The sequence below is a fragment of the Salinicola lusitanus genome, assembly GCF_003206045.1.
Taxonomy (GTDB): domain Bacteria; phylum Pseudomonadota; class Gammaproteobacteria; order Pseudomonadales; family Halomonadaceae; genus Salinicola; species Salinicola lusitanus.
Map to the genome: position 1 here is coordinate 21,005 of NZ_PZJM01000009.1, position 22,503 is coordinate 43,507.

Annotated in this window: 19 protein-coding genes; 8 read left to right on the forward strand and 11 right to left on the reverse strand. The window is 65.8% G+C overall.

Annotated elements, in window-relative coordinates; all coding sequences use genetic code 11:
* Positions 1–184: 184 nt before the first annotated feature.
* From DOM45_RS13505 to DOM45_RS13535, 7 genes are all read right to left on the reverse strand, one after another.
* Entirely contained in the window at positions 185–1,762 is a 1,578-nt protein-coding gene (locus DOM45_RS13505) for an aldehyde dehydrogenase (NADP(+)) (RefSeq protein ID WP_110601337.1), read from the reverse strand.
* Positions 1,763–1,917: 155 nt separating this feature from the next.
* Complete coding sequence (locus tag DOM45_RS13510) at positions 1,918–3,426, reverse strand: tripartite tricarboxylate transporter permease (RefSeq protein WP_110601339.1); 1,509 nt, start codon at positions 3,424–3,426, stop codon at positions 1,918–1,920.
* 34 nt (positions 3,427–3,460) lie between these two features.
* Positions 3,461–3,961: a tripartite tricarboxylate transporter TctB family protein gene (locus tag DOM45_RS13515; protein ID WP_110601341.1), complete on the reverse strand. Its 501-nt coding sequence runs from the start codon at positions 3,959–3,961 to the stop codon at positions 3,461–3,463.
* 109 nt (positions 3,962–4,070) lie between these two features.
* A complete protein-coding gene (locus DOM45_RS13520) occupies positions 4,071–5,015 on the reverse strand; it encodes a Bug family tripartite tricarboxylate transporter substrate binding protein (protein WP_157958151.1) in 945 nt (314 codons plus the stop codon).
* Positions 5,016–5,094: 79 nt separating this feature from the next.
* Positions 5,095–6,450, reverse strand: a complete 1,356-nt coding sequence (locus DOM45_RS13525; protein ID WP_110601344.1) for an enolase C-terminal domain-like protein — start codon at positions 6,448–6,450, stop codon at positions 5,095–5,097.
* Positions 6,451–6,556: 106 nt separating this feature from the next.
* Positions 6,557–7,474: a 5-dehydro-4-deoxyglucarate dehydratase gene (gene kdgD, locus DOM45_RS13530; protein WP_110601346.1), complete on the reverse strand. Its 918-nt coding sequence runs from the start codon at positions 7,472–7,474 to the stop codon at positions 6,557–6,559.
* A gap of 160 nt (positions 7,475–7,634) precedes the next feature.
* Entirely contained in the window at positions 7,635–8,126 is a 492-nt protein-coding gene (locus DOM45_RS13535; RefSeq protein WP_110601348.1) for an Lrp/AsnC family transcriptional regulator, read from the reverse strand.
* A gap of 189 nt (positions 8,127–8,315) precedes the next feature.
* Between DOM45_RS13535 and DOM45_RS13540 the strand changes: the two genes are divergently transcribed.
* Together DOM45_RS13540 and DOM45_RS13545 are read left to right on the forward strand one after the other, a co-directional pair.
* Positions 8,316–9,332, forward strand: coding sequence for a 1-aminocyclopropane-1-carboxylate deaminase (locus tag DOM45_RS13540; RefSeq protein ID WP_110601351.1), 1,017 nt, complete (start codon positions 8,316–8,318; stop codon positions 9,330–9,332).
* Positions 9,333–9,458: 126 nt separating this feature from the next.
* Entirely contained in the window at positions 9,459–10,955 is a 1,497-nt protein-coding gene (locus tag DOM45_RS13545; protein ID WP_110601353.1) for an amidase, read from the forward strand.
* Here DOM45_RS13545 and DOM45_RS13550 read toward each other — a convergent pair.
* The 3 genes from DOM45_RS13550 to DOM45_RS13560 all read right to left on the reverse strand — a co-directional run bounded on the left by DOM45_RS13550 (position 10,952) and on the right by DOM45_RS13560 (position 15,046).
* On the reverse strand, positions 10,952–12,721 hold the full coding sequence (locus DOM45_RS13550) for a M14 family metallopeptidase (protein WP_205909466.1): 1,770 nt from the start codon (positions 12,719–12,721) through the stop codon (positions 10,952–10,954). The two genes, DOM45_RS13545 and DOM45_RS13550, sit on opposite strands and share 4 nt — an antisense overlap.
* Positions 12,722–12,841: 120 nt before the next feature.
* Positions 12,842–14,143, reverse strand: a complete 1,302-nt coding sequence (locus tag DOM45_RS13555) for an SLC13 family permease (protein ID WP_110601355.1) — start codon at positions 14,141–14,143, stop codon at positions 12,842–12,844.
* Positions 14,144–14,212: 69 nt separating this feature from the next.
* On the reverse strand, positions 14,213–15,046 hold the full coding sequence (locus tag DOM45_RS13560) for an amidohydrolase family protein (RefSeq protein ID WP_110601357.1): 834 nt from the start codon (positions 15,044–15,046) through the stop codon (positions 14,213–14,215).
* Between the two features lie 207 nt (positions 15,047–15,253).
* On the opposite strand from DOM45_RS13560, the gene DOM45_RS13565 reads away from it, so the two are divergent.
* The 6 genes from DOM45_RS13565 to DOM45_RS13590 all read left to right on the forward strand — a co-directional run bounded on the left by DOM45_RS13565 (position 15,254) and on the right by DOM45_RS13590 (position 21,888).
* Positions 15,254–15,973, forward strand: coding sequence for a GntR family transcriptional regulator (locus tag DOM45_RS13565; protein WP_110601359.1), 720 nt, complete (start codon positions 15,254–15,256; stop codon positions 15,971–15,973).
* Positions 15,974–16,099: 126 nt separating this feature from the next.
* Positions 16,100–17,320 carry a peptide antibiotic transporter SbmA gene (sbmA, locus tag DOM45_RS13570; RefSeq protein ID WP_110601361.1) on the forward strand — a complete coding sequence of 407 codons (1,221 nt, stop codon included), beginning with the start codon at positions 16,100–16,102 and terminating at the stop codon, positions 17,318–17,320.
* A gap of 156 nt (positions 17,321–17,476) precedes the next feature.
* Positions 17,477–18,799: a sn-glycerol-3-phosphate ABC transporter substrate-binding protein UgpB gene (gene ugpB / locus DOM45_RS13575; protein ID WP_342588726.1), complete on the forward strand. Its 1,323-nt coding sequence runs from the start codon at positions 17,477–17,479 to the stop codon at positions 18,797–18,799.
* A gap of 125 nt (positions 18,800–18,924) precedes the next feature.
* Entirely contained in the window at positions 18,925–19,800 is an 876-nt protein-coding gene (gene ugpA, locus DOM45_RS13580; RefSeq protein WP_110602076.1) for a sn-glycerol-3-phosphate ABC transporter permease UgpA, read from the forward strand.
* On the forward strand, positions 19,800–20,645 hold the full coding sequence (ugpE, locus tag DOM45_RS13585) for a sn-glycerol-3-phosphate ABC transporter permease UgpE (protein ID WP_110601364.1): 846 nt from the start codon (positions 19,800–19,802) through the stop codon (positions 20,643–20,645). Before ugpA ends, ugpE begins: the two co-directional genes overlap by 1 nt.
* Positions 20,646–20,670: 25 nt before the next feature.
* The gene (locus DOM45_RS13590) at positions 20,671–21,888 is read left to right on the forward strand and encodes an ABC transporter ATP-binding protein (RefSeq protein ID WP_110601367.1); all 1,218 of its coding nucleotides are present in this window, start codon (positions 20,671–20,673) and stop codon (positions 21,886–21,888) included.
* Positions 21,889–21,970: 82 nt separating this feature from the next.
* Here DOM45_RS13590 and DOM45_RS13595 read toward each other — a convergent pair whose 3' ends face one another.
* Positions 21,971–22,417, reverse strand: a complete 447-nt coding sequence (locus DOM45_RS13595) for a universal stress protein (RefSeq protein ID WP_110601368.1) — start codon at positions 22,415–22,417, stop codon at positions 21,971–21,973.
* Positions 22,418–22,503 lie beyond the last annotated feature (86 nt).

A 22,503-nucleotide genomic window follows, 5' to 3' on the forward strand; every position in this document is an offset into this window, starting at 1 on the left:
GTTTGACTCGGCGCTCATTCTAGGCTTTCGAGCGGGATAGAGCTACCGGTGGGCGACCTTGGTCCCATCTCGTCCGGCACGAGGAGAGGCCGTCCGAAACGCCAGGACCCCCGCTCGAGAGCGGGGGTCCTGGGATTGGCACTGCCGAGCCACCGAGCGGTGACCCGGCCACGGCGATGGCGGCTTACGCTTCGCGCTTGCCGTCGACCAAGCGTCGCAGCTTCAGCGGATTGGCCTGCTTGACCGCTGCCGGCAGCAGCGCATCCGGCAGATCCTGGTAGCAGACCGGACGCAGGAAGCGGAAGATCGCCGCGGTGCCCACGGAGGTGGTGCGCGAATCCGACGTCGCCGGGAACGGCCCGCCGTGGACCATGGCATCGCACACTTCCACCCCGGTCGGCCAGCCGTTGACCATCACCCGGCCCGCCTTGCGCTCGAGGATCGGCAGCAGCGCGCGGGCGGCCTCCAGGTCGGCGTCGTCCATCTGCAGCGTCGCCGTCAGTTGGCCTTCCAGATGCTCGGCGACCCGCTCGAGCTCGGCGGCATCGGCGCACTCGACCACCAGCGACGTCGAGCCGAACACCTCCTGCTGCAGCGCGTCGCTGCCAAGGAAGTCCTGCGCCGAGGCCACGAACAGCCCGGTCTGGCACTGGTTGGGACCTTCACCCTTCTGACCGCGCGCCACTTCCTTCGCCTTGCCACTCCCCGCCAGGGTGCTGACGCCATTCTCGTAGGCCTCGAAGATGCCCGGCGTGAGCATGGTCTGGGCGGCGCTGCCCCGGACCGCTTCGCTGGCCGCCTCGACGAAGGCGTCCAGCTCCGGCCCCTTGAGCGCGATCACCAGCCCGGGATTGGTGCAGAACTGGCCGGCACCCATGTTGAGCGAGCCGACGAACGCCTTGCCCATCTCCTCGCCCCGCGCCTTCAGCGCCGCCGGTAGCGGGAACACCGGGTTGATCGAGCTCATCTCGGCGTAGAACGGGATCGGCTCGGGACGCGACTGGGCCGCCTTCCAGAGCGCCAGGCCGCCGCTGCGCGAACCGGTGAAGCCCGCCGCCTTGACGCGCGGGTCGGTGACCAGCGCGGTACCCACTTCACGGCCGGAGCCGTACATCAGCGAGAAGACACCTTCCGGCAGGCCGCATTTCTTGACCGCGGCCTGGATCGCACGCCCCACCAGTTCGCTGGTGCCGGGGTGGGCACCGTGGGCCTTGACGATGACCGGGCAGCCGGCGGCCAGGGCGGAAGCGGTATCGCCGCCGGCCACGGAGAACGCCAGCGGGAAGTTGCTGGCACCGAAGACGACCACCGGGCCCAGCGCGATGTGACGCTGGCGCAGGTCGACCCGCGGCAGCGGCTGGCGATCCGGCAGCGCCGGATCGACACGCACGTCGAGCCACTCGCCGGCCCGCACGGTCTTGGCGAACAGACGGAGCTGGCCGCAGGTACGGCCGCGCTCGCCCTGAATGCGTGCCTGGGGCAGGCCGGACTCGGCCACGGCGCGCTCGATCAGATCGTCGCCGATCGCTTCGATCTCGTCGGCGATCGTCTCCAGAAACTTGGCGCGATCCTCGAGCGAGGTCTCGCGGTAGCTGTCGAAGGCGCTCCAGGCCAGCTCGCAGGCACGGTCGACCTCGGTCTGAGTGCCACCGGGGTAGCTCGGCTCGAGGCGCTCGTTGGTGGCCGGATTGATCGCCTGGATCGGATCACGGCTGCCCTTGACGGCCTGCTGGCCGATCAGCATTTCACCTGTCAGTTTCATGTTGCCTCCTGCAGTGAGGGTGGATACTCATTCATCTTCCGGCCGGAGCCGGATTCAACCTGCCTTGGTCGCCGCGGCGCACCGCTCGGCAAGCCCGGGGCTGGTGCCGGGGTTACCGGCGCGCACCGCCGCCATGCACATCGGGTGGACGGCCGTCACGAGGATGCGTTCGATTCGCTCCGACGGTTGCCACGATAGTTCTGCCAGAGCGTCAGTGCCAGCAGCCCCACCGCGATCACCAGGAACGTCAGACTGATCGGCCGGGTGAAGAACGGAGTCCAGTCGCCCTGGAAGGCCTGCAGCCCGCGGCGCAGGTTGGCCTCCGCGATCGGCCCGAGAATCAGCCCCAGGATGACCGGCGCCGTGCCGAAGTCATAGCGATTGAGGAAATAGCCCAGCACCCCGAAGCCCAGCATCAGATAGAGGTTGAACACATCGCCATCGACGCCGTAGACACCGATGAAGCAGAACACCAGGATCGCCGCCAGCAACTGCTTGCGCGGCACCATCAGCACCCGGATGAACAGCTTGATGCCCAGACACATGATCAGCAGCATGAAGACGTTGGCGGCCAGATAGGCCAGGAAGATGCCGTAGACCGTGCCGCTCTGGTCATCGAACAGCAGCGGGCCGGGGGTGATGCCCTGGATCATCAGACCGCCCAGCAGCACGGCCGTTGCCGCCTCGCCGGGAATCCCCAGCGCCAGCGTCGGTATCAGTGCGCCACCCAGCAGCGCATTGTTGGCACTCTCCACCGACACGATCCCCGGCGCGTGGCCGGTACCGAACTTCTCGGGAGATTTCGAAAATCGTCTCGTCTGGTCGTAGGCGACCAGCGAAGCGATGCTGCCACCGGCGCCGGGGATGGGCCCGACGATGGAGCCGGACAGGATGCCGGCCACGACCGCCTTCCAGTGGCGCAGCGTTTCCAGAAAACGGGGCCGCGCGATATCGATACGGTGGGTGCTCTCCTCGAGGCGCTGGCGCGGATCGTACTCGAAGGCGTCCTTGAGCACCTGGGAGACGGCAAACAGCCCGATCAGCGCCGGCAGCAGGTTGATCCCGGTCAGCAACGAGAGCTGGTCGAAGGTGAAGCGACCCACCCCGGTGATGGGGTCGGTGCCGATGGTCGAGGCGAAAAAGCCGATCAGCCCGGCGATCAGCCCCTTCAACAGCGACTTGCCGGCAACCGAGGCGATGATCACCAGCCCGAAGATGCTCAGCGAAAAATACTCCGCCGCGCCGAAGCGCAGCGCGAACTCCGCGATCGGCGGAGCCAGCAGGCTGAGGATCACCATGCTGGCGACACCGCCGAAGAACGAGGCAACGATCGCCAGCCCCAGCGCGCGGCCGGCCTCGCCCTTCTGGGCCATCGGAAAGCCGTCGAACGTGGTCGCCACCGACGAGGGCGTGCCGGGGATGTTGAGAAGGATGGCCGGGATCGACCCGCTGGCACCAGCCCCGCACAGCGCACCCAGCAGCATGCCGATGCCCATGACCGGCGGCATGCCGAAGGTCACCGGCAGCAGCAGCGCGATCGCCATCGCCGAGGTCAGCCCCGGCAGCGCGCCCATGATGATGCCGAGCAGGGTGCCGCCGGCGATCGCCAGCAGCGTGCCGACCTGCAGCACCATGCCCAGCCCCTCGAGATATCCGGAAATCATGTCTTGCTCCTAAATCGGCTGCCGACGCTGCCACTCAGTCCGGCAGCGGAATCTCGAAGAGATCGGTGAAGACGTAGTAGATCGCCACCGCGAGCACGATCGCGAAGATCGCCGCACCGCCGAGCGATTTCACCCGCTGCGAGGCACTCAGCTCGCCCCAGACACCGCTGGCGATCAGCAAGCCGATGACGCAGCAGAAGGCGAACACCGCCGTGCTGGGTATGTAGCCCAGAGGCTCGAACAGCAGGATGTAGACGACGGTGAGGCCCACGATCCACAACCACTGCATGACCCCGCGTCGGTTGGCGGGCCGAGACCCGCCCGCGGGCACGGCGGCTCGCCACTCGCGCACATCCTTGACGAGACAGGGGATGGCGAACAGAAAGATCATTGCCGAGATCAGTTTGGGGAAGAACGCCGGCGAGAGATCGCCGACGATCTCGATGTCCGGCAGCGCCATCGCAGCGGCAAAAGCCGCTGCCGATGCGATCAACAGCAGAAGATCGAAAATCGGCTTACCGATATCACGTTCCATGGATTCAGACTCCAGCGCCTCGACCAGAAAAAGAGGGACGGTCGTCGGGCGACCCTGTCGGCAGGCCGGGCAGCGCGCGCCAGTGCGCCACGCTGCTCGGCCCTGCGCGCTACTTCGCCAGATCGCCGGCCGCTTCGCGCATCACCTCTGCGGACTGGTCGATGAACGCGTCGAGCTCATCGCCGTAGAGCGGAGAGACCTGCGTCCCGAGATTCTCGGCGGTCTGCTCATAGGAGCCATCGGCGACGATCTGCTTGATCGCATCGACCCAGCGCTTCTCGACGTCGGCAGGCAGCCCCTTGGGCGCCGCGATACCGCGCCATACCGTCAGCGTCAGGTCGTAGCCCTGTTCCTGGAAGGTGGGCACGTCGGGCAGCGAATCGCTGCGTTCGGCGTAACTCATCGCCAGCGCCTTCAAGCGGCCGGACTGCAGCGCCGAGCGCAGCTCTGCGCCGCCCAGCACGACGGCATCGACATGGCCGCCCATGGCGGCGGAGATCGCCTCGGAACCGCCGGGATAGGGAATGATGTTGAACTCGGCACCGGTCCGGTTGGCCATGGCCACGGCGGCGATGTGCGCGGAGGAACCGACGCCGGAAACCCCTACCTTGATGGTGGTGCCGGAAGTGGCCGCGTTCACCAGATCCTCGAGATTGGCGTACTGGCTGTCACCGCCGACCGCGATCACGTAGGGCTCCTCGATCACCTTGGCGATGAAATCGAAGTCGTTGTGCGTGAACGGAACGTTGCCCATCGCCTCCAGCGTCAACATGGCGTTGCTGGCGGCCAGCAGGGTGTAGCCGTCGGGCTTCGAGGCGACCGCGCGGGACATCCCCACGGCACCGCCGCCGCCGGGAATGTTGCGGATGACCAGATCCTCGCCGAGCTGCTTCTCCAGCAGCGGCTGCAAGGCGCGCACGAAGGTATCGTTACCGCCACCCGCGGAAAACGGCACGATCATGTCGATGCTCTTGGTGGGATAGTCATCGGCGAGCGCCGGCCCGCCAACCACCATCGCGGCGGCCAACGTCAGCGTACTGAGTAGCTTTTTCACTATCGGCTCCTTCGGTTCTTTTCTGGATGTCTTGTCTTTCGCGCTTTCGAGCATGCAAGAGGGGCCCAGCCCGGTCGCGTCAGCGAACCAGCGCCGGCCGCTTGGGATCGAACTGCCACCCCTCGATCAGGTACTGCATCGCCATGGCATCGTTGCGGCCACCGGCCGGCAGGCTGCGGTAGAGCGCATTGGCCTGCTCGACCTGGCCCATGTCGATCTCGATACCCAGGCCGGGCGCATCGGTCACCGCGACCTTGCCATCGACGATCCGGGGCGGATTGCGGGTCAGCCGGGCGTCGCCCTCCTGCCAGATCCAGTGCGTGTCCAGCGCCGTGGTGCGGCCGACGGCCGCCGCCCCGACCTGGGCGAACATCGCCAGCGAGATATCGAAGTGATTGTTGGAGTGCGAGCCCCAGGTCATGCCGTGGTCCTGGCACAGCTGGGAGACGCGTACCGCGCCAGATAGCGTCCAGAAGTGCGGATCGGCCAGCGGGATATCCACCGAACGCAACATCAGCGCGTGGGCCATCTCGCGCCAGTTGGTGGCCACCATGTTGGTCGCTACCGGCAACCCGGTGGCATGGCGGAATTCGGCCAGGATCTCGCGCCCCGAGAAGCCCTGCTCCGCGCCACAGGGATCCTCGGCATAGGCGATGACCCCATGCAGGTCCTTGCACAGCCGGATCGCCTCGTCGAGGGACCAGGCGCCGTTGGGATCGATGGTGGTTCGCGCCTCGGGGAAGGCGTCGTGCAACGCGGTGACGGCCTCGATCTCCTGCTCGCCAGGCAGCGCACCGCCCTTGAGCTTGAAGTCCCGGAAGCCGTAGCGGTCCTGGGCGGCGCGAGCGAGCTCGACGATGCGCGCTGGCGTCATCGATGCCATGTCGCGTTGGCGATACCACTCGTGGCCGAGATCGTTGTTGCCACTGTCCTCGGTGCGCTCGCGATAACCGAGCGGTGTCTTCTGGCCGTCGCCGACGAAGAACAGATAGCCCAGGACCTCGACGCTGTCGCGCTGCCTGCCGTCACCCAGCAGCTCGGCCACCGGTACGTCGAGGAACTTGCCGAACAGGTCGAGCAGTGCCGCCTCCAGCGCCGCCACCGCATTGACGCGCAGTTCGAAGGTCCAGGAGCCCTTGCCGAAATCCTCGAAATCGGCACCGCGACCGGCGGTGTGCAGCGATGCCACCATCGATCGCAGCTTGCCGATGGGCTGCCCCACGACCAGCGGTCGCGCCTGCTCCAGGGATTGCTGGATGGTATCGCCGCCAGGCGCCTCGCCGACGCCGACGTGGCCCGCACTGTCCTCGAGGATGACCAGGTTGCGGGTGAACCAGGGCGAGTGGGCGCCACCGATATTGAGCAGCATGCTGTCCCGGCCGGCGACCGGAATCACCTTCATGTTCGTGATGGTTGGCGTGCCGTGGCTCGGCATAGGAAGTCTCCGTCGAGGCGATGAACGCGAAGGGATCGGGCTGGCGACGCCGGGCCGGCCACAGGGCCGCTCCCGGCTTGATGAAGGAGCCGCAGGGGGGTGTCGCTCAGAGCGTGCGCGCTTTCTCGATCAGTTGCTCGAGCGTGGCTCGCTCCTGCTCGCTGGGCATGGTCAGCGGTGCACGCACGTTGCCGCCCGGGTAACCGACCAGATCGGCGCCCGCCTTGATTAGGCTGACGGCATAGCCTTTCTGGGTGTCGCGCAGGGTGACGAAGGGAATGAAGAACTCGCGTGTCGCCTGGCGCACGAAATCGCGGTTGCCCTGGCGCAGCTCCCGGTAGAACTTGACCGCCATCTCCGGCACGAAGTTGAAGACCGCCGACGAATAGGTGCTGACGCCGATGGCGAGGTAGGCTTCGGCGATGATCTCGGCCGTCGGCACGCCGCCGACGTAGGCCAGGCGATCGCCCAGTGTCTTGATGATGATGTTGAGCGCCTGCATGTCGCCCTTGCCATCCTTGAGACCGACCAGGTTCGGACAGCGGTCGGCCAGCGCCTGGACGCCATCGACCGTGAGATAGCCGTTGGCGCGGTTGTAGTAGATCACGCTGAGGTCAGTGGATTCGCAGACGCTGGCGGCATACTCGACGATGCCGGACTGCGGGCACTCGGTAAGGTACGGCGGCATCAGCAGAATACCGTCGGCCCCCGCTTCCTGGGCGGCCTTGCAGTGCGCCTTGGCGAGTTCGGCGCTCTGCCCGGCGCTGGCGATGATCGGCACGTGCCCGCCGATGGTCTCCACCGCGATCGTGACGATCTCGCGGTACTCCTCGATCGTCATGTTGAAGAATTCACCGGTACCGCCAGCCACGAAAAGGGCGGAGACCTCGTACTCCTTCAGCCACAGCAGACGCCGGCGGTAGCTGTCGGCGTCGAATTTGCCGTTGGCATCGAAATCGGTCACCGGGAAGGACAGCAGGCCATCCTTGATAGAGGCAACAACCGCTTCTTTGGAAAAATTCACCTTGGCTCCCCTCATCGTGGGTTAACGTAAATCGGTCACTCAGTCGTCCAGCCGCCTCGCCTCGATCGAGGAAACACAGGCCGAGAAATCGTGATGCCGATATTGTCATACATCATACTATGATGCCGTTAGACCTTAGATGAACGCCATTGCGCCCCCTTCATTTCGCGAACGGCAGCTGCGTCGTCGACAGCACTTCGCGCAGGCCCATGAACGAGCGGATCTGGCGCACGCCAGGCAGATAGATGAGCTGCTCGGCATGCAGTCGATTGAAGCTCTGGTTGTCACGCGTTCGGATCAGCAGGAAATAGTCGAACTCGCCGGTCACGACGTGGCACTCCATGCACCCCGAAATGTGCTGCGCGGCCGCTTCGAAATCGGCGAACGACTGGGGTGTCGAGCGATCCAGCACGACGCCGATCAGCACCACCATGCCGACGTTGAGCTTGTCGGCATCGAGCAGTGCCACTGTCCCCTTGATGATCCCCTGCTGCTTGAGCCTCTCGACCCGTCGCAGGCAGGCGGGCGGACTGAGGTTGACGCGCTCCGCCAACGCAACGTTGGAGATCGAGGCATCGCGCTGGAGCTGGTCGAGGATCTGGCGATCGATTCGATCCAGTGATGCGCCCGCATCGCTGCTGATCTGGGCCATGGCTTGGCCTTACCTCTTGTTAATTTAATTTCTCGCATGACCAGTTACTTAAAACTTAATCCTTTATTTATTCGACATCGGCAACTTTTCAGCCGTTTATCCATTCCAGTTTGCAACACGCCTCAGAGCGTTTCGCTCTAGGATAGATCGAGTCCTCTCCACGACTCCACAACAACAGCCGGAGCTTCCATGAAACTCGACAAGTTCGCTCGCTATCCGCTGACATTCGGCCCCTCTCCCATCACCCCGCTCAAGCGCTTGAGCGAACATCTCGGCGGCGAGGTCGAGCTCTACGCCAAGCGCGAGGACTGCAACAGCGGACTCGCCTTCGGCGGCAACAAGACCCGCAAGCTCGAATACCTGATTCCGGAAGTGCTGGAAGGCGGCTACGACACCCTGGTCTCGATCGGCGGCATCCAGTCCAACCAGACGCGCCAGGTCGCCGCCGTGGCTGCCCATCTGGGGCTCGACTGCGTGCTGGTCCAGGAGAACTGGGTCAACTATCACGATGCCAGCTACGACAAGGTCGGCAACATCGAACTGTCGCGGATCATGGGTGCCGACGTGCGCCTCGACCCGGCCGGCTTCGACATCGGCATTCGCGAAAGCTGGGAACGTGCGATGGAGAGCGTTCGGGCCAAGGGCGGCAAGCCGTTCCCGATTCCCGCCGGCTGTTCGGAGCACCCCTACGGCGGGCTCGGGTTCGTCGGTTTCGCCGAGGAAGTGCGCCAGCAGGAACGCGAGCTGGGCTTCACTTTCGACTACATCGTGGTCTGCTCGGTCACCGGCAGCACCCAGGCCGGCATGGTGGTCGGCTTCGCCGCCGACGGTAGAGCCCGTCAGGTGATCGGTATCGATGCCTCCGCCAAACCGGAGCAGACTCATGCCCAGATTGTGCGCATCGCCCAGCACACCGCCGAGCTGGTGGAGCTCGGCCAGCCGATCACCGCCGACGACGTGGTGCTCGACACGCGGTTCGGCTATCCGGAATACGGCCTGCCCAACGACGGCACGCTGGAAGCGATTCGACTCTGCGGGCGGCTCGAGGGCGTGCTGACCGACCCGGTCTACGAAGGCAAGTCGATGCACGGCATGATCGAGAAAGTTCGTCTCGGCGAATTCCCCGCCGGCGCCAAGGTTCTCTACGCCCACCTGGGTGGCGCACCGGCACTGAGCGCCTACAGCGAGTGGTTCTCTCGCGGCTAAGCACGACCGGTGAAGACCGTGAACCCGGCGGCGTGATCCGGCGCCGGGTTCCAGCTTGGCGGTGGCGATGATTCAGTGCCCCATTGCGCTATGCTGGAGCCTCCTCCAACAACAAGCTCTCCCCTCATGACACCGCTTTCCGATTCGAATCGCGCCGCGCCGGCGTTCGCCCCGAGCGAGATCGTGACCTGGGACGCCACCACGCTGTCGTGCCACCTTCACGATCGCGTCGTCTCCTGCCGGGAGGTGATGAACGCCTATCTCGACCATGTCGACGCCGCCAATCCGCTGGTCAACGCCATCGTTTCCCGCCATGAGCGGGCTGCGCTGCTCGCCGAGGCCGACACCGCCGACCGGGAGCTGACGAATGGACACTCGCGGGGCTGGATGCACGGCTTCCCGCAGGCGATCAAGGATCTCTCCGATGCCAGGGGCCTACCGACCACCCAGGGCTCGCCGCTGCTCGCCGGGCAGATAGCCGCCGCGGACAGCCTGATGGTGGCGCGCATGCGCGACGCCGGTGCCATCGTCATCGGCAAGACCAACACCCCGGAGTTCGGACTCGGCTCGCAATCCTACAATCCGGTCTTCGGTGCGACCCGTAACGCCTTCGATCGCACCCGCACTGCCGGCGGCTCCAGCGGCGGCGCGGCGGCGGCGCTCGCCATGCGGATGCTACCGGTGGCCGACGGTAGCGACATGATGGGGTCGTTGCGCAATCCTGCCGCGTTCAACGACGTGATCGGCTTTCGCCCCTCGTTCGGACGGGTGCCGGGGCTGGCCGCAGACCCGTTCGGCCAGCAGCTCGCCACCAATGGCCCGATGGGCAGAACGATCGCCGATGTCGCCCGACTGCTGGAGATCCAGTCCGGCTTCGATCGGCGCGCCCCGCTCTCCCTGGGAGAGCCGTTACGGCGCGGAACCGACACCGTCGACACCGCGCTGGAACGTGACGTTCGCGGTCTCAGGATCGGCTGGCTGGGCGACTGGGGTGGGCATCTGGCGATGGAATCCGGCGTGCTCGCGCTGTGCGAAGCGGCCTTGAATCGACTCGTCGAATGCGGCGCCGAACTCGACGCCTGCGACACTCCCTTCGACCCGGACACGCTGTGGCAAAGCTGGACCACACTGCGCCACTGGGCCGTCGCCGGCAACCTGGGCGATTACTACGCCGACCCCGCGACCCGCGAACGGTTGAAGCCCGAGGCGCAGTGGGAAGTCGAACGCGGCCTGCCGCTCTCGGCGCAGGAGATCTACGCCGCCAACGTCCAGCGCGGCGACGCCTATCACGCCTGGAGCGCGCTGTTCGAACGGTTCGACTACCTGGCCATGCCCAGCGCGCAACTGTTTCCATTCGACGTCGACACCCACTGGCCCAGCGAGATCGCCGGGCGGCCGATGGACACCTACCACCGCTGGATGGAGGTCGTCGTACCCGCCTCGATGCTCGGCGCACCGGCCATCAGCCTGCCGGCCGGGTTGAGCGAAGAGAGCCTGCCGATGGGCTTCCAGCTGATCGGCCGGCCCCGCGACGACTGGGGCGTGCTGCAGCTGGCCCGCGCCTACGAAAAGGCCAGCGGCGGGCTCGCCCGCCTGCCCCCCGCCCTGCAGCCGGCGCGCTAGCCGACGGCCGGGTGGCCCGCCTTCGCGTCGCCGCCGTGCGCATCGGCGAACAAGGGCCCGGGCATCCGCTGGTACGCCTCGTAGGCTGCCAGTACGGTCGCCCGCTGCGCCGTGGCGGCAGCGGCGAACGCAGCGCCGTAGACGGTCTCGTCGGGATACTCGGTAATCAGGGTCAGCGGCAACCGGTGGCGGTCATCCTCGGCGACGAGGCAGGGAAAGCCGTTGATCATCTCGAATCCGGTCTCACCGGCGTGGATCTCGAACAGGGCGATCTGGCGATCGTTGAAGGCGCGCAGTCCCGGCACCTCGCCGAGCGCCAGCGTGACCGCCTCGATCAGCCAGCGCGAGGCGTCGGCCCAGCCGGACGCATGGCGCAGGATCAGAAAGAACCCCTTGGGCAGCGTCCACATCTCGAAGCCGCGCGGCACATAGCCCGACAGCGGCCGCGTCCACTCATGGGCCGGATAGCCGTGGAGGTTGAGATGCAGCCTGGCCCCGGTCAGCCGCTCCGCCTCGAGACGAATAGCCGTTTCGTGCTCATCCGCTTCGCGGTACTCCAGGTCATCGCCCAGTGCCGTGTAACGGGCGGCGTGGTGCATATGGCACGGGTTGTCCGCCACCAGCCGCTGGTGCAGCGCATAGCCGTCCGGATTTTCCAGCGGGCAGAGCGAGAAGTGCGCGCCCTCGCGCTGCGCCAGTAGACCGGCCGCCTGGAGCGTGCCGGCCGGCGAGGAGGTCTCGTTGGCGTGCTGGCCGGCGGAGATGATCACGCCCCGGTCGCCCCCGGCCACGTACCGACCCTCGACTCGCCGCCCCGCGACCGAGGTGGCGTAGAACGGCGTCCCGCCGAGCGACTCCAGCTCCTTGGCGATCTGCCGCGGCGACAGTGGCCGGGACACGGCGTCGAGCGATTCACGGGGAGAGGCTATCGTCTCACGGTCGTAGCCACGCGTCTCCACCGTCACCTCGTAGCCGTCGCCGAGCCGGATCTCCGGCACGATCTGCCCCGGCTGCAGATGGCGATCGCCCAGCGGCCTTCCCGAGCGCCGCTGGAACACCTCCAGCAGCGAGAAGTAGAACTCCTCGTGCAGGGCTTCCCGCAGCGACAGCGCCTCGTCGGCGTAGCCGAGCGGCTCATCGGCGATCGGCAGCGTTACGGTGATGTTGAGCTCTTCGAAATAGGGCTCCTGGTCTCTTTCCTGCGTGCTCCACGTGGCCCCGCGGATGGCTGTCATCGCCTCGGCAAAGAGCTGCTCGTAGACCGTCGTCAAGGCGCCGCCTGCACCATCGACGATCTGCCAGCCGCAGGGGGAGAGCGCCGGTTCCTCCGCGAAGTCGACATGCCGGCGGTTGGGCGCCAGCACTTCCAGAGGCTCGTCGCGCCCATCGGCGTAATGCAACCGCAGGCGGTAGACCGGCAACTCGTCACACATGTCCCCCGCCGCGAACTCGAAGCCGACGCCGGGATAGAGTGCTGCCAGCGGATAGCTCTCCAGCAGGAAGCGCGACGCCGGGGCGTCGGGATGCCGGGGGAAGGTAACCTCGACACGCGTCAGACCTTCGGTCGTGATCTCCTCGCGGAAGGCGCAGACCAGCGGCTTGTAGGCCGAGCGACAGCGTGCGGTGATGCCGCGGTCCGCCAGCGCTCTCTCGGCCCGGCGGCGCGTGGCCTGGTCGTCGAACGTCCAGGTTTCCAAGGTGGCAGCCGTGGACGCCTCGACAAGCGTGTCGAGCGTAGCGGGATAACGCTTGTCGAACAGGATCACGGCGATGCTCCTCTCATGACGGTGCCGAAGGGTCGTTTCGAACGAGAAGCGGCGCCCTTGTCAGCAAGAGCGCCGCCGTTCGTCACGCTACGATGACGATGATCGATTGTCACCCCGCGTTCAGAACACGAACGTCAGCAGCAGGTTGAACACCAGCGCGGCGACGAAGCCGAGCGGGGCGGCACGGAACAGCAGCTTGGGCAGCAGTCCCGAGCGCGCTTCGTCCGTCGGGCACGAGCCGAGGATCAGGCTGCCGCCGGAGGAGAACGGCGAGATCGAGGTGGCCTGGGCGCCGACCACGATGGCGATGAAGATGATCATCGGGTCGATCGAGAGCGTACCGGCCAGCGACGGCACCAGCGGGAACAGCGCCGGCGTGACCACACCCAACGTACTCGCGAACAGCGACATGAACGCGGCAACGACGCCGAACGCGACCGGAATCAGCACCGGCGGGATGTTGGTGCCGATCCAGGAGCCGAGCAGATCGATGGTGCCCGCCTTGATCGCCACCGAGATCAGCATGCCGACGCCGCAGATCATGATGATCGTGCCCCAGGGGAGCGAGGCGATCGCCTTGCGCTCGTCACCCAGCTTCATCAGTAGCGCGATGACCGAGAACACGCTGGCGATCAGGCCGATGTCCACCTTGGAATTGACGAACGTCACGGCGGCGTTGTCGGGCAGGATCAGGCTGGCGATGGGCGGCAGCAGTACGGTGGCCATCATCACCAGGGTCAGGATCAGGGTGGCGCGCTGGTCGCGGTCGAGCGGGCTGGGACGCTCGACGTGCTCCAGCGACGCCATCGCGGTGCCGCGCTTGCGGCCGAACAGGATCAGTCCGTACAGCACCACGATCGGCACGATCATGGTGCTGGCGAAGATGCCGAAACTGTTGATGAAAGCCTGGTTGTCGGAGATGCCCGAATTGGTCATCAGGGTACGGAAGATGATGCCACTCTGGCTGGAAACGAAATTGGCACCCGCCAGCGCCCCGTAGTTGACCGCCATGGCACCGACGATCAGGTTCAGCCCGGTGCGGCTGCACAGCAGCAGCGTGATCGGTGCCATGAACGCCAGCACGGTGTAGTAACCCGCACCCAACGCCGAGATCACCACCGCCGCCAGAAAGATGGCGAACGGTAGCAGATGCGGAAAATGCCGGCAGCGATACATCAGGTGCTCGGCCAGTTTCTCCAGCGTGCCGTTGACGATCGCGAAGCTGTAGAACAGACAGACCGAGAAGATGATGAAGAAGATCTTCAGCGGCCACATGGCAATCACTTCCGCGGGTTTCAGACCCAGCCCGAAGCAGCCGATCAGATAGGCGAACGCGATCGCGAACAGCCCGATATTGATCTTGGTGCGGTATCCCAGAATGATGGAGACGACGATCGCCCCTACCACCAGTAGACTCATCATAAGTCGGTTTCCCTCTCGTACTTGTCGTTCGCACTCATGGTGCGTGTTCGTTATTCCGCCCGGCGCCCCTTAGCGCGTGAGATCGATCTTGAACAGCCTGGCCGGGTTGGCGATCATGATCTGGCGGCGCTCTTCGACGTTCGGCAGCAGCGTCTGCATCAGCGCGAACTGGGCGTCGTAGTCGGTGTCGGCCTCGAAGCGGGTGTGCGGCCAGTCGCTGCCCCACAGCAGGCGCTCGCTATGGCCGTAGGCGTCGCGCAGTCGATCGATCGATGCCAGCGCCTGGGCGTGACTGGACCTGCTCCGGTAGGTCGCCGACAGCTTGACCCAGATATCCTCGCTCGAAAGCAGAGACAGCAGCGCCCGATGGCGGGAGTTGACCGGATCGATCTCGCCGGAGGGCAATCCAAAGTGATCGATCACCACCGGCACGTCAGCCGCCAGAATCTGCGGCAGGATCGTGTCCAGGTCCTCCATCCCCCGCTGGATCTCCACCGACCAGCCACGCTTAGCTATTCTGGCGAATAGCGCGCGCCATGGCGGACTACGATAATCCTCGAGAGGCTGCCCGATCAGATTGAGCCGGATGCCGACGACTCCTGACTCCGCCAGCTCATCGAGTTCGTCATTGGATACTTCAGGCGCCACCACCGCCGTACCGCGCAGACGCTGCGGAAACCGACGCAGTGCCGAAACCAGGTGACTGTTGTCGGTACCGAGAAAGCTGGGCTGTACCAGCACGCCATGGGAGAGGCCGCAATGATCGAGATGCCCCAGATACTGCTCGATGGTGGCGTCGTACGCCGGGCTATAACGACGGTCGCCCGCCAGTGGCAGGTCCTGCCGGAAGATGTGCGCATGGGTATCGACGCCGGTCAGCGCGACGGTAGCGGGTTGCGTCATGAGAGGCCCTTGGTGAATGGCGTGAACACTTGACGGCGAACGAATGGTTCGACCTATATATATCTATTCAACTATATGAATAAACTCGGTCAGAGCATACACCCCATTAGTCGCAGTCCGCAGGGTCTACGACTAAAGATGGCAACAAAGTGATACATTTGTTTGAAACAGAGCGGAGGGAAACCATTCATGAGGGGAACGAGCTCGATGACAGACGAACGCCTGCCGCTCTATCAACGTCTACGTGACGACATGCTGGCCAGAATCGCTGCAGGAGAGTGGACACCCGGTGTCGCGATACCGACCGAGGCGGAGCTGACCAGGCACTACGGCGTCGCCGTCGGCACGCTGCGCAAGGCCGTGGACACCCTGGTCCAGGATGGCCTGATGAAGAGGAGCCAAGGGCGTGGCACTTTCATCCTTCGCCCCAATTTCGAGGGGTCGCTGTTCCGCTTCTTCCGCCAGGTAGACGCTCGTGGTGATCGCCGGATCCCCAAGAGCCGCATCCTCTCGCGCCAGCTGGAACCCGCCGCCAAGGATATCGCGGAGGCGCTGGAACTGGCGGTGGCCGAAGAGACCATCCGCCTGGAGCGGATCCGCCAGCTCGACGGAGCGACGCTGCTGCACGAGGATATCTGGCTGCCAGCCGCCCGTTTCGATGCCCTGATGCACATCGATATCGCGGATTTCGGCAACCTGCTCTACCCGTTCTATGAATCGCACTGTGGCCAGTTGATCGGTTCGGCGCGGGAGACGCTCACCGTCGAGACTGCCGAAGCAGCTCTCGCCGACATCCTCCGTATCGGCACCGGGGAACCGGTCGTCATGGTGGAGCGGCTGGCGCTCGGCTACGATCGCACGCCGCTGGAGTACCGGCGTTCGCGTGGCGCCGCCACCACGTTCCGCTATCAGGTCGACATTTCCTGAGGCGAATGGCCCTGGCCGCCGGCGCTCGTAAGGGAACGTAACAACCGGTTCGCGGTCGATGAGTGACCGACGCCGCGCCGTCATGGTGCCGCGTCGCCGTTCATCGCCAATTGCAGGGCCGTCACCGTGTTCCGATCGTTCTTCCCCAAGCCATCGCTTTTCTTCGTCACTGCCCTGGGATGGGCGCTGTTCGCCATCGTCCTGTGGGAGTCCACCGCCAGCGGGTGGGGTGCCGCCATCGGGCTGTCGCCGGCAGGCGAGGCCTCCCTGCCGATCGGCGTCTCGCGATTCTGGTCGGCGTCGTTTCTCTGGTTCTATCTCTACTACGCGCTCTGCGTCGGGCTGTTCAGCGCCGTGTGGTTTCGTTTCGCCCCGCACCGGTGGCAGTACTGGTCGATCCTGGGTAGCGCACTGATCGTCTTCATGACCTACTTCTCGGTCCAGACCAGCGTTGCGGTCAACGCCTGGTATGGCCCGTTCTGGGACATGGTGCAGCAAGCGCTCGCCGGCGGCAGCGACGTCACTGCGCAGGACCTCTACCGGGAGATGCTCACTTTTGCCGGCATCGCCTTCGTCGCGGTGACGGTGGGTGTATTCAACCTGTTCTTCGTCAGCCACTACATCTTTCGCTGGCGCACGGCGATGAACGACTACTACATGGCGCATTGGTCGCAGCTTCGACACGTGGAGGGCGCTGCCCAGCGCGTGCAGGAGGACACCATGCGCTTCTCGACCACGCTGGAAGGGCTGGGCGTCAACCTGCTCAAGGCGGTGCTGACGCTGATCGCCTTTCTACCGCTGCTGGTCACGATGTCGCAGCACATCACCGAACTGCCGCTGGTCGGTCATGTCTCCGATGCGCTGGTGTGGGCGGCGATCGTCTGGTCCGTGTTCGGCACCCTGTTCCTGGCCCTGGTGGGGGTCAAGCTGCCTGGGCTCGAGTTTCGCAACCAGCGGGTGGAGGCGGCCTACCGCAAGGAGCTGGTCTACGGCGAGGACAATGCCGAGCGCGCCCGGCCGGCCACCGTGGCGGAGCTGTATCAGGCGGTACGGCGCAACTACTTCCGGCTCTATTGGCACTACGCCTACTTCAATATCGCCCGCATCTTCTACCTGCAGGCGGACACGATCTTCGCCTTCGTGGTGCTGACGCCATCGATCGTCGCCGGCAAGCTCACCCTCGGCCTGCTCCAGCAGGTGCTCAACGTGTTCGGCCAGGTGCGCGACTCCTTCCAGTATCTGGTCAACTCCTGGTCGACCATCATCGAGCTGCTCTCGATCGTCAAACGCCTGCGCACCTTCGAACGGGTGATCGAACACACGCCGGCTCCCCAGGCGACGACCTGAACGGCGCGGCAGGGCGCGCGCAGCGTCCTGCCGCGCCGTCACCCTGGCCCTGTCACAACGCCGTCACCCGAGTGACATCCGACTGCCACGCTCCTGACATCGTGCCGCCCTAGGGTACGCAACACACCCTGTAACGCTCTGTCAGGAGATGTCATCGTGCGCCTTGTCCAACTGCTTCCGTTCGTCGCTGTCACCGCGCTATCGCTGTCCACTTCGGCCCAGGCGGCCACCACCATCACCTGGTGGCACGCCATGGAGGGCGCGCTCGGCGAGAAGGTCAACGCCATCGCCGACGAATTCAACGCCTCCCAGGACGACTATGTAGTCAAGCCCGTCTACAAGGGCAGCTACAGCGACAACCTGACCGCGACCATCGCCGCCTTCCGCGCCGGCCAGGCGCCGGCGATCACCCAGGTGTTCGAGGTCGGCACGGCAACGATGATGAGCGCCAAGGGCGCGATCTATCCGGTCTACCAGCTGATGCAGGACACCGGCACGCCGTTCGATCCCGACGCCTTCCTGCCGGCGGTGAAGAGCTACTACACCTCGAGCGACGGTCATATGCTGTCGATGCCGTTCAACTCCTCCACACCGGTGCTCTATTACAACCAGGACGCCTTCGCCAAGGCCGGCATCGAGACGCCGCCCAGGACCTGGGCCGAGCTCGGCAGGGACGCCCACAAGCTGGTCGAGAGCGGCGCTGCCGAGTGCGGCCTGACCACCGCCTGGCCGAGCTGGACCCAGCTGGAGAACTTCAGCGCGATCAATGACCTGCCCTTCGCCACTCAGGCCAATGGCTTCAACGGCAGCGATGCCCGCCTGGTGTTCGACCAGCAGCCGGCCACGGTGGCCCATATCCAGGATCTGGCCGAGTGGCAGAAGAGCCACGCCTTCGAGTATGGCGGTCGCGCCGACAGCGGCACCAAGCGCTTCCAGTCGGGTCGCTGCGCCATGCTGACCACCTCCTCGGCCTCGCGTGCGGGTATCCAGGAAGCCGCCAAGGGCAAGTTCGGCTTCGCCATCGCCCCGCTGCCCTATGACGCCGAGGCGGTGAGCCAGCCCAGGAACTCGATCATCGGCGGCGCCTCGCTGTGGGTCATGCAGGGCCAGTCGGACACGGTCTACCAGGGCGTGGCCGAGTTCCTCAACTTCCTCTCCTCGCCGGCGGTACAGGCCGACTGGGCCAGCTTCACCGGCTACGTGCCGATCACCACCGCAGCCTACGAGCAGTTGAAAGCAGAGGGCTTCTACACCAAGACGCCGGGCGCCAGCGTGGCGATCGACCAGCTGACCCGGGGCACGCCGGATGACAACGGCCGCGGCCTGCGCCTGGGCAACATGCCGCAGATCCGCAATATCATCGCCGAGCAGCTGGAGAAGGCGTTCAACGGCAGCGAAACCGCTACCCAGGCGCTGACCACCGCCGCCAAGCGTGGCAATGCGGAGCTCGAGCAGTTCGAGCGCAGCGTCTCGAACTAGGGCTTAGTACGAAAACGACCGGCGCACGCTGATTTTGTGTCCAAACCCTAAGCGCCTGAGATGTCCTTCTCTCCTGTCGAGTCCCTAAAAGCGGGCGGCGCAAGCCGCCCGCTATGCCGATCAAGATGACCACTTTCGAACGTCACTCCGTCACTCCCTGGCTGCTGCTGGCGCCCCAGCTCGCCGTGGTCGCCATCTTCTTCTTCTGGCCCGCCGCCGAGTCGCTGCGCCAGGCGTTCTATGTGCAGGATGCCTTCGGCCTCGGCGAGCGCTTCGTCGGGCTCGCCAACTTTCAGCACGTGCTCAGCTCCCCCGGCTACTGGCACGCCTTCGGCGTCACCGCGCTGTTCAGCCTGCTGGTGGCGGCGGGCGCCATGGGCCTGGCACTGCTGCTGGCGGTGCTCGCCGACCGCGTGCTCCATGGCGCCAGGCTCTATCGGGTGCTGCTCACCTGGCCCTATGCGGTGGCGCCGGCGGTGGCGGGGCTTCTGTGGCTGTTCATGTTCGACCCGGTGCTCGGCGTGCTGACCCACGCCCTGGCCGTCTTCGGCGTGCACTGGGATGCCCAGCTCGACCCCGGCCAGGCGCTGGCGCTGGTGGTGATCGCCTCGATCTGGCAACAGATGAGCTACAACTTCGTGTTCTTTCTCGCCGGGCTGCAGATGATCCCCGCCTCGCTGCTCGAGGCCGCCGCCATCGACGGCGCCGGGCCGTTCCGGTGCTTCTTCGGCATCACCCTGCCGCTGCTGTCGCCGACCGCCTTCTTCCTGCTGGTGATGAACAGTGTCTACGTGCTGTTCGAGACCTTCGCCACCATCGACAACACCACCCTGGGCGGGCCCGGCGGCGCTACCCGTACCCTGGTCTACAAGCTCTACGAGGATGGCTTCGTGGGTCGCGACCTGGGCGGCTCCAGCGCCCAGTCGGTGCTGCTGATGCTGCTGGTCGGGGTGCTCACCTTCATCCAGTTCCGCTATCTCGAACGCAGGGTCGCCTACTGATGCGCTATCGTCGCCCCGGCCTCGACGGCCTCACCCATCTGCTGCTGATCATTGGCGCGGTGATCTTCGGGCTACCGCTATGGCTGGCACTCACCGCCTCCACCCACAGTGCCGCCGACCTGCAGAGCGGCATCGCCCCGCTGTGGTTCGGCGACCAGGGGCTGGTCAACTACTGGCAGCTACTGTCGCAGCCGATGCCCGGGCTCGGCGTCAGTGCGCTGCGCCTGCTCGGCAACTCGCTGGTGATGGCGCTGGGTATCGCGCTGGGCAAGATCGCGATCTCACTGCTGGCCGCCTACGCCATCGTGTTCTTCCGTTTCCCCTGCCGCACGCTCTGCTTCTGGCTGATCTTCGTCACCCTGATGCTGCCGGTGGAGGTGCGCATCGTGCCGACCTACGGCGTGGTGGCGCGCTTCGGGCTGATCGACACCTACGCCGGAATGATCCTGCCGCTGATCGCCTCGGCCACCGCCACCTTCCTGCTGCGCCAGTGTTTTCTGAGCCTGCCGTCGGAGCTGTTCGAGGCGGCGCGGCTGGATGGCGCCGGGCCGCTGCGCTTTCTCAAGGATTTCGTGCTGCCGCTGTCGCGGACCAACCTCGCGGCGCTGTTCGTGATCATGTTCATCTACGGCTGGAACCAGTATCTGTGGCCGCTGCTGGCGGCCAACTCGCCCGATCACGCCACCGCCGTGATCAGCCTGAAGAATCTGGTGCAGTCCACCGACACCTTGCCACCGTGGCAACTGGCCACCGCGATGACGCTGCTCACGGTGCTGCCCCCGGTGGTGGTGATCGTCGCCATGCAGCGCTTCTTCGTGCGTGGGCTGACCGATGCCGAAAAGTGACCTTCAACACCAAGAGACTCGACCCATGGCCACACTGACCTGTCGCCAGCTCGTCAAGACCTACAAGGGCGGCCAGCGCGCCGTCGATGGCATCGATCTGACCCTGGAACCCGGCGAGCTGATGGTCGTCGTGGGCCCCTCGGGGTGCGGAAAGTCGACCTTCCTGCGGATGGTGGCGGGGCTCGAGACGATCAGCGATGGCGAGCTCGAGATCGGCGGGCGGCTGGCCAACCAGCTGGAGCCGGCCCAGCGCGGGGTGGCGATGGTGTTCCAGAACTACGCTCTCTACCCGCACATGAGCGTGTTCGACAACATGGCCTATGCGCTCAAGCTGCAGAAGCGCCCGCGCGAGGAGATCACCCGCCGGGTGCGCGAGGCCGCGGCCCTGCTGGGAATCGAAGCGCTGCTCGAACGCCGCCCGCGCCAACTCTCCGGCGGCCAGCGCCAGCGCGTGGCGATGGGCCGGGCGATCGTGCGCGAGCCGACCGTGTTCCTGTTCGACGAGCCGCTCTCCAATCTCGATGCCGCGCTGCGCGTGCAGATGCGCCTGGAGATTCGGCGCCTGCAGCAGCGCCTGGGCGCGAGCATGCTCTATGTCACCCACGATCAGGTCGAGGCGATGACCCTGGCCGACCGTCTGGTGGTGCTGCGCGATGGCCGGATCGAGCAGATCGGCACCCCGATGAGCCTGTTCGAGACACCCGCCAGCTGCTTCGTGGCGCGCTTCATCGGCTCGCCGGCGATGAACCTGCTGCCGGTGACCCACAGCGACGGCCGCGCGCGACTGCCCGGCGGCCTGATCCTCGAAACAGAAGCACTCGAGAACGACGCCCGCGAGACCGAAGCCCTCGAGACCGAAGCCCTCGAAACCCAAACCAGGGCCAAAGCCGAGCCCGAGACAGCGGCGCGCGCAGACGCCAAGGCACCCAAGCGTGCCGCCACCCTGGGTGTACGCCCGGAGCACCTGCGCCTCGACCCGCAGGGCGAGTTCGCGGTCACCCTGGAGATGATCGAGCGCCTGGGGGTGGATGCCCTGGTCTACTGCCGCCTGCCAGGGCTCGATGCCCCGCTCACCGCGCGACTGCCGCTGGCCACGCTGGAGGCCGCGGCGCTGCGCGAGGGCAGCGAGATCCGGCTCGCGGTCGACGGCCCGCTGCACCTGTTCGACGCCGAGGAGCAGCGTCTGGCACGGCGGGCGCGCCTCGCTGCCGAGACGTCGGCGGCGCAGTCGAGCGTTGCCTGACCCGGTATCGAGCGCGCCGACAGTCGGGGGGCCGACCCAGCAGGCGGCTCGGGTCCGGCAACGGATACTTGACCGGCAGCGCCTAGTCCGGCACGTGCAGGGTGATCACCGGGCAGGGCGCGATATGCGACACCTTGTGCGAGACGCTGCCGACCACCAGGCTTTTGAGGTCGCTGAGGCCACGGCTGCCCATGATGATCATGTCGACGCCGAGATCGGTCGCCTGCTGGACGATCGTCTGGGCCGGCCGCCCTTCCACGACGTGGTAGGTCACTGCGCCGGCGCCCCCGCCTACCGCCTGCCACGCTTCCTCCAGCAAGTGCTCTCCCGCGAGATGCCCCTTCTCCGGCGTGTAGTCGACCGGTGAGGCACCGACCATCGCACCAAGCGAATCCTTGGCAATCGGCACCTCGGGAACGTGCAGCAGGTGAATGCCGGCCTGGGTCGCGCGCTGGATCAGGCAGGCGTGCTCCAGCGCCTTGCGCGCGCTGGCCGAGCCATCGATGGGTACCAGTATCTGCTGAGACATGATCGCTTCCCCTCGAGATGATGACTGACGCGATTCGGCTACCCCGCTCGCCGCGACGAACACCGGGTAGCGTACCTGTCTTTAGC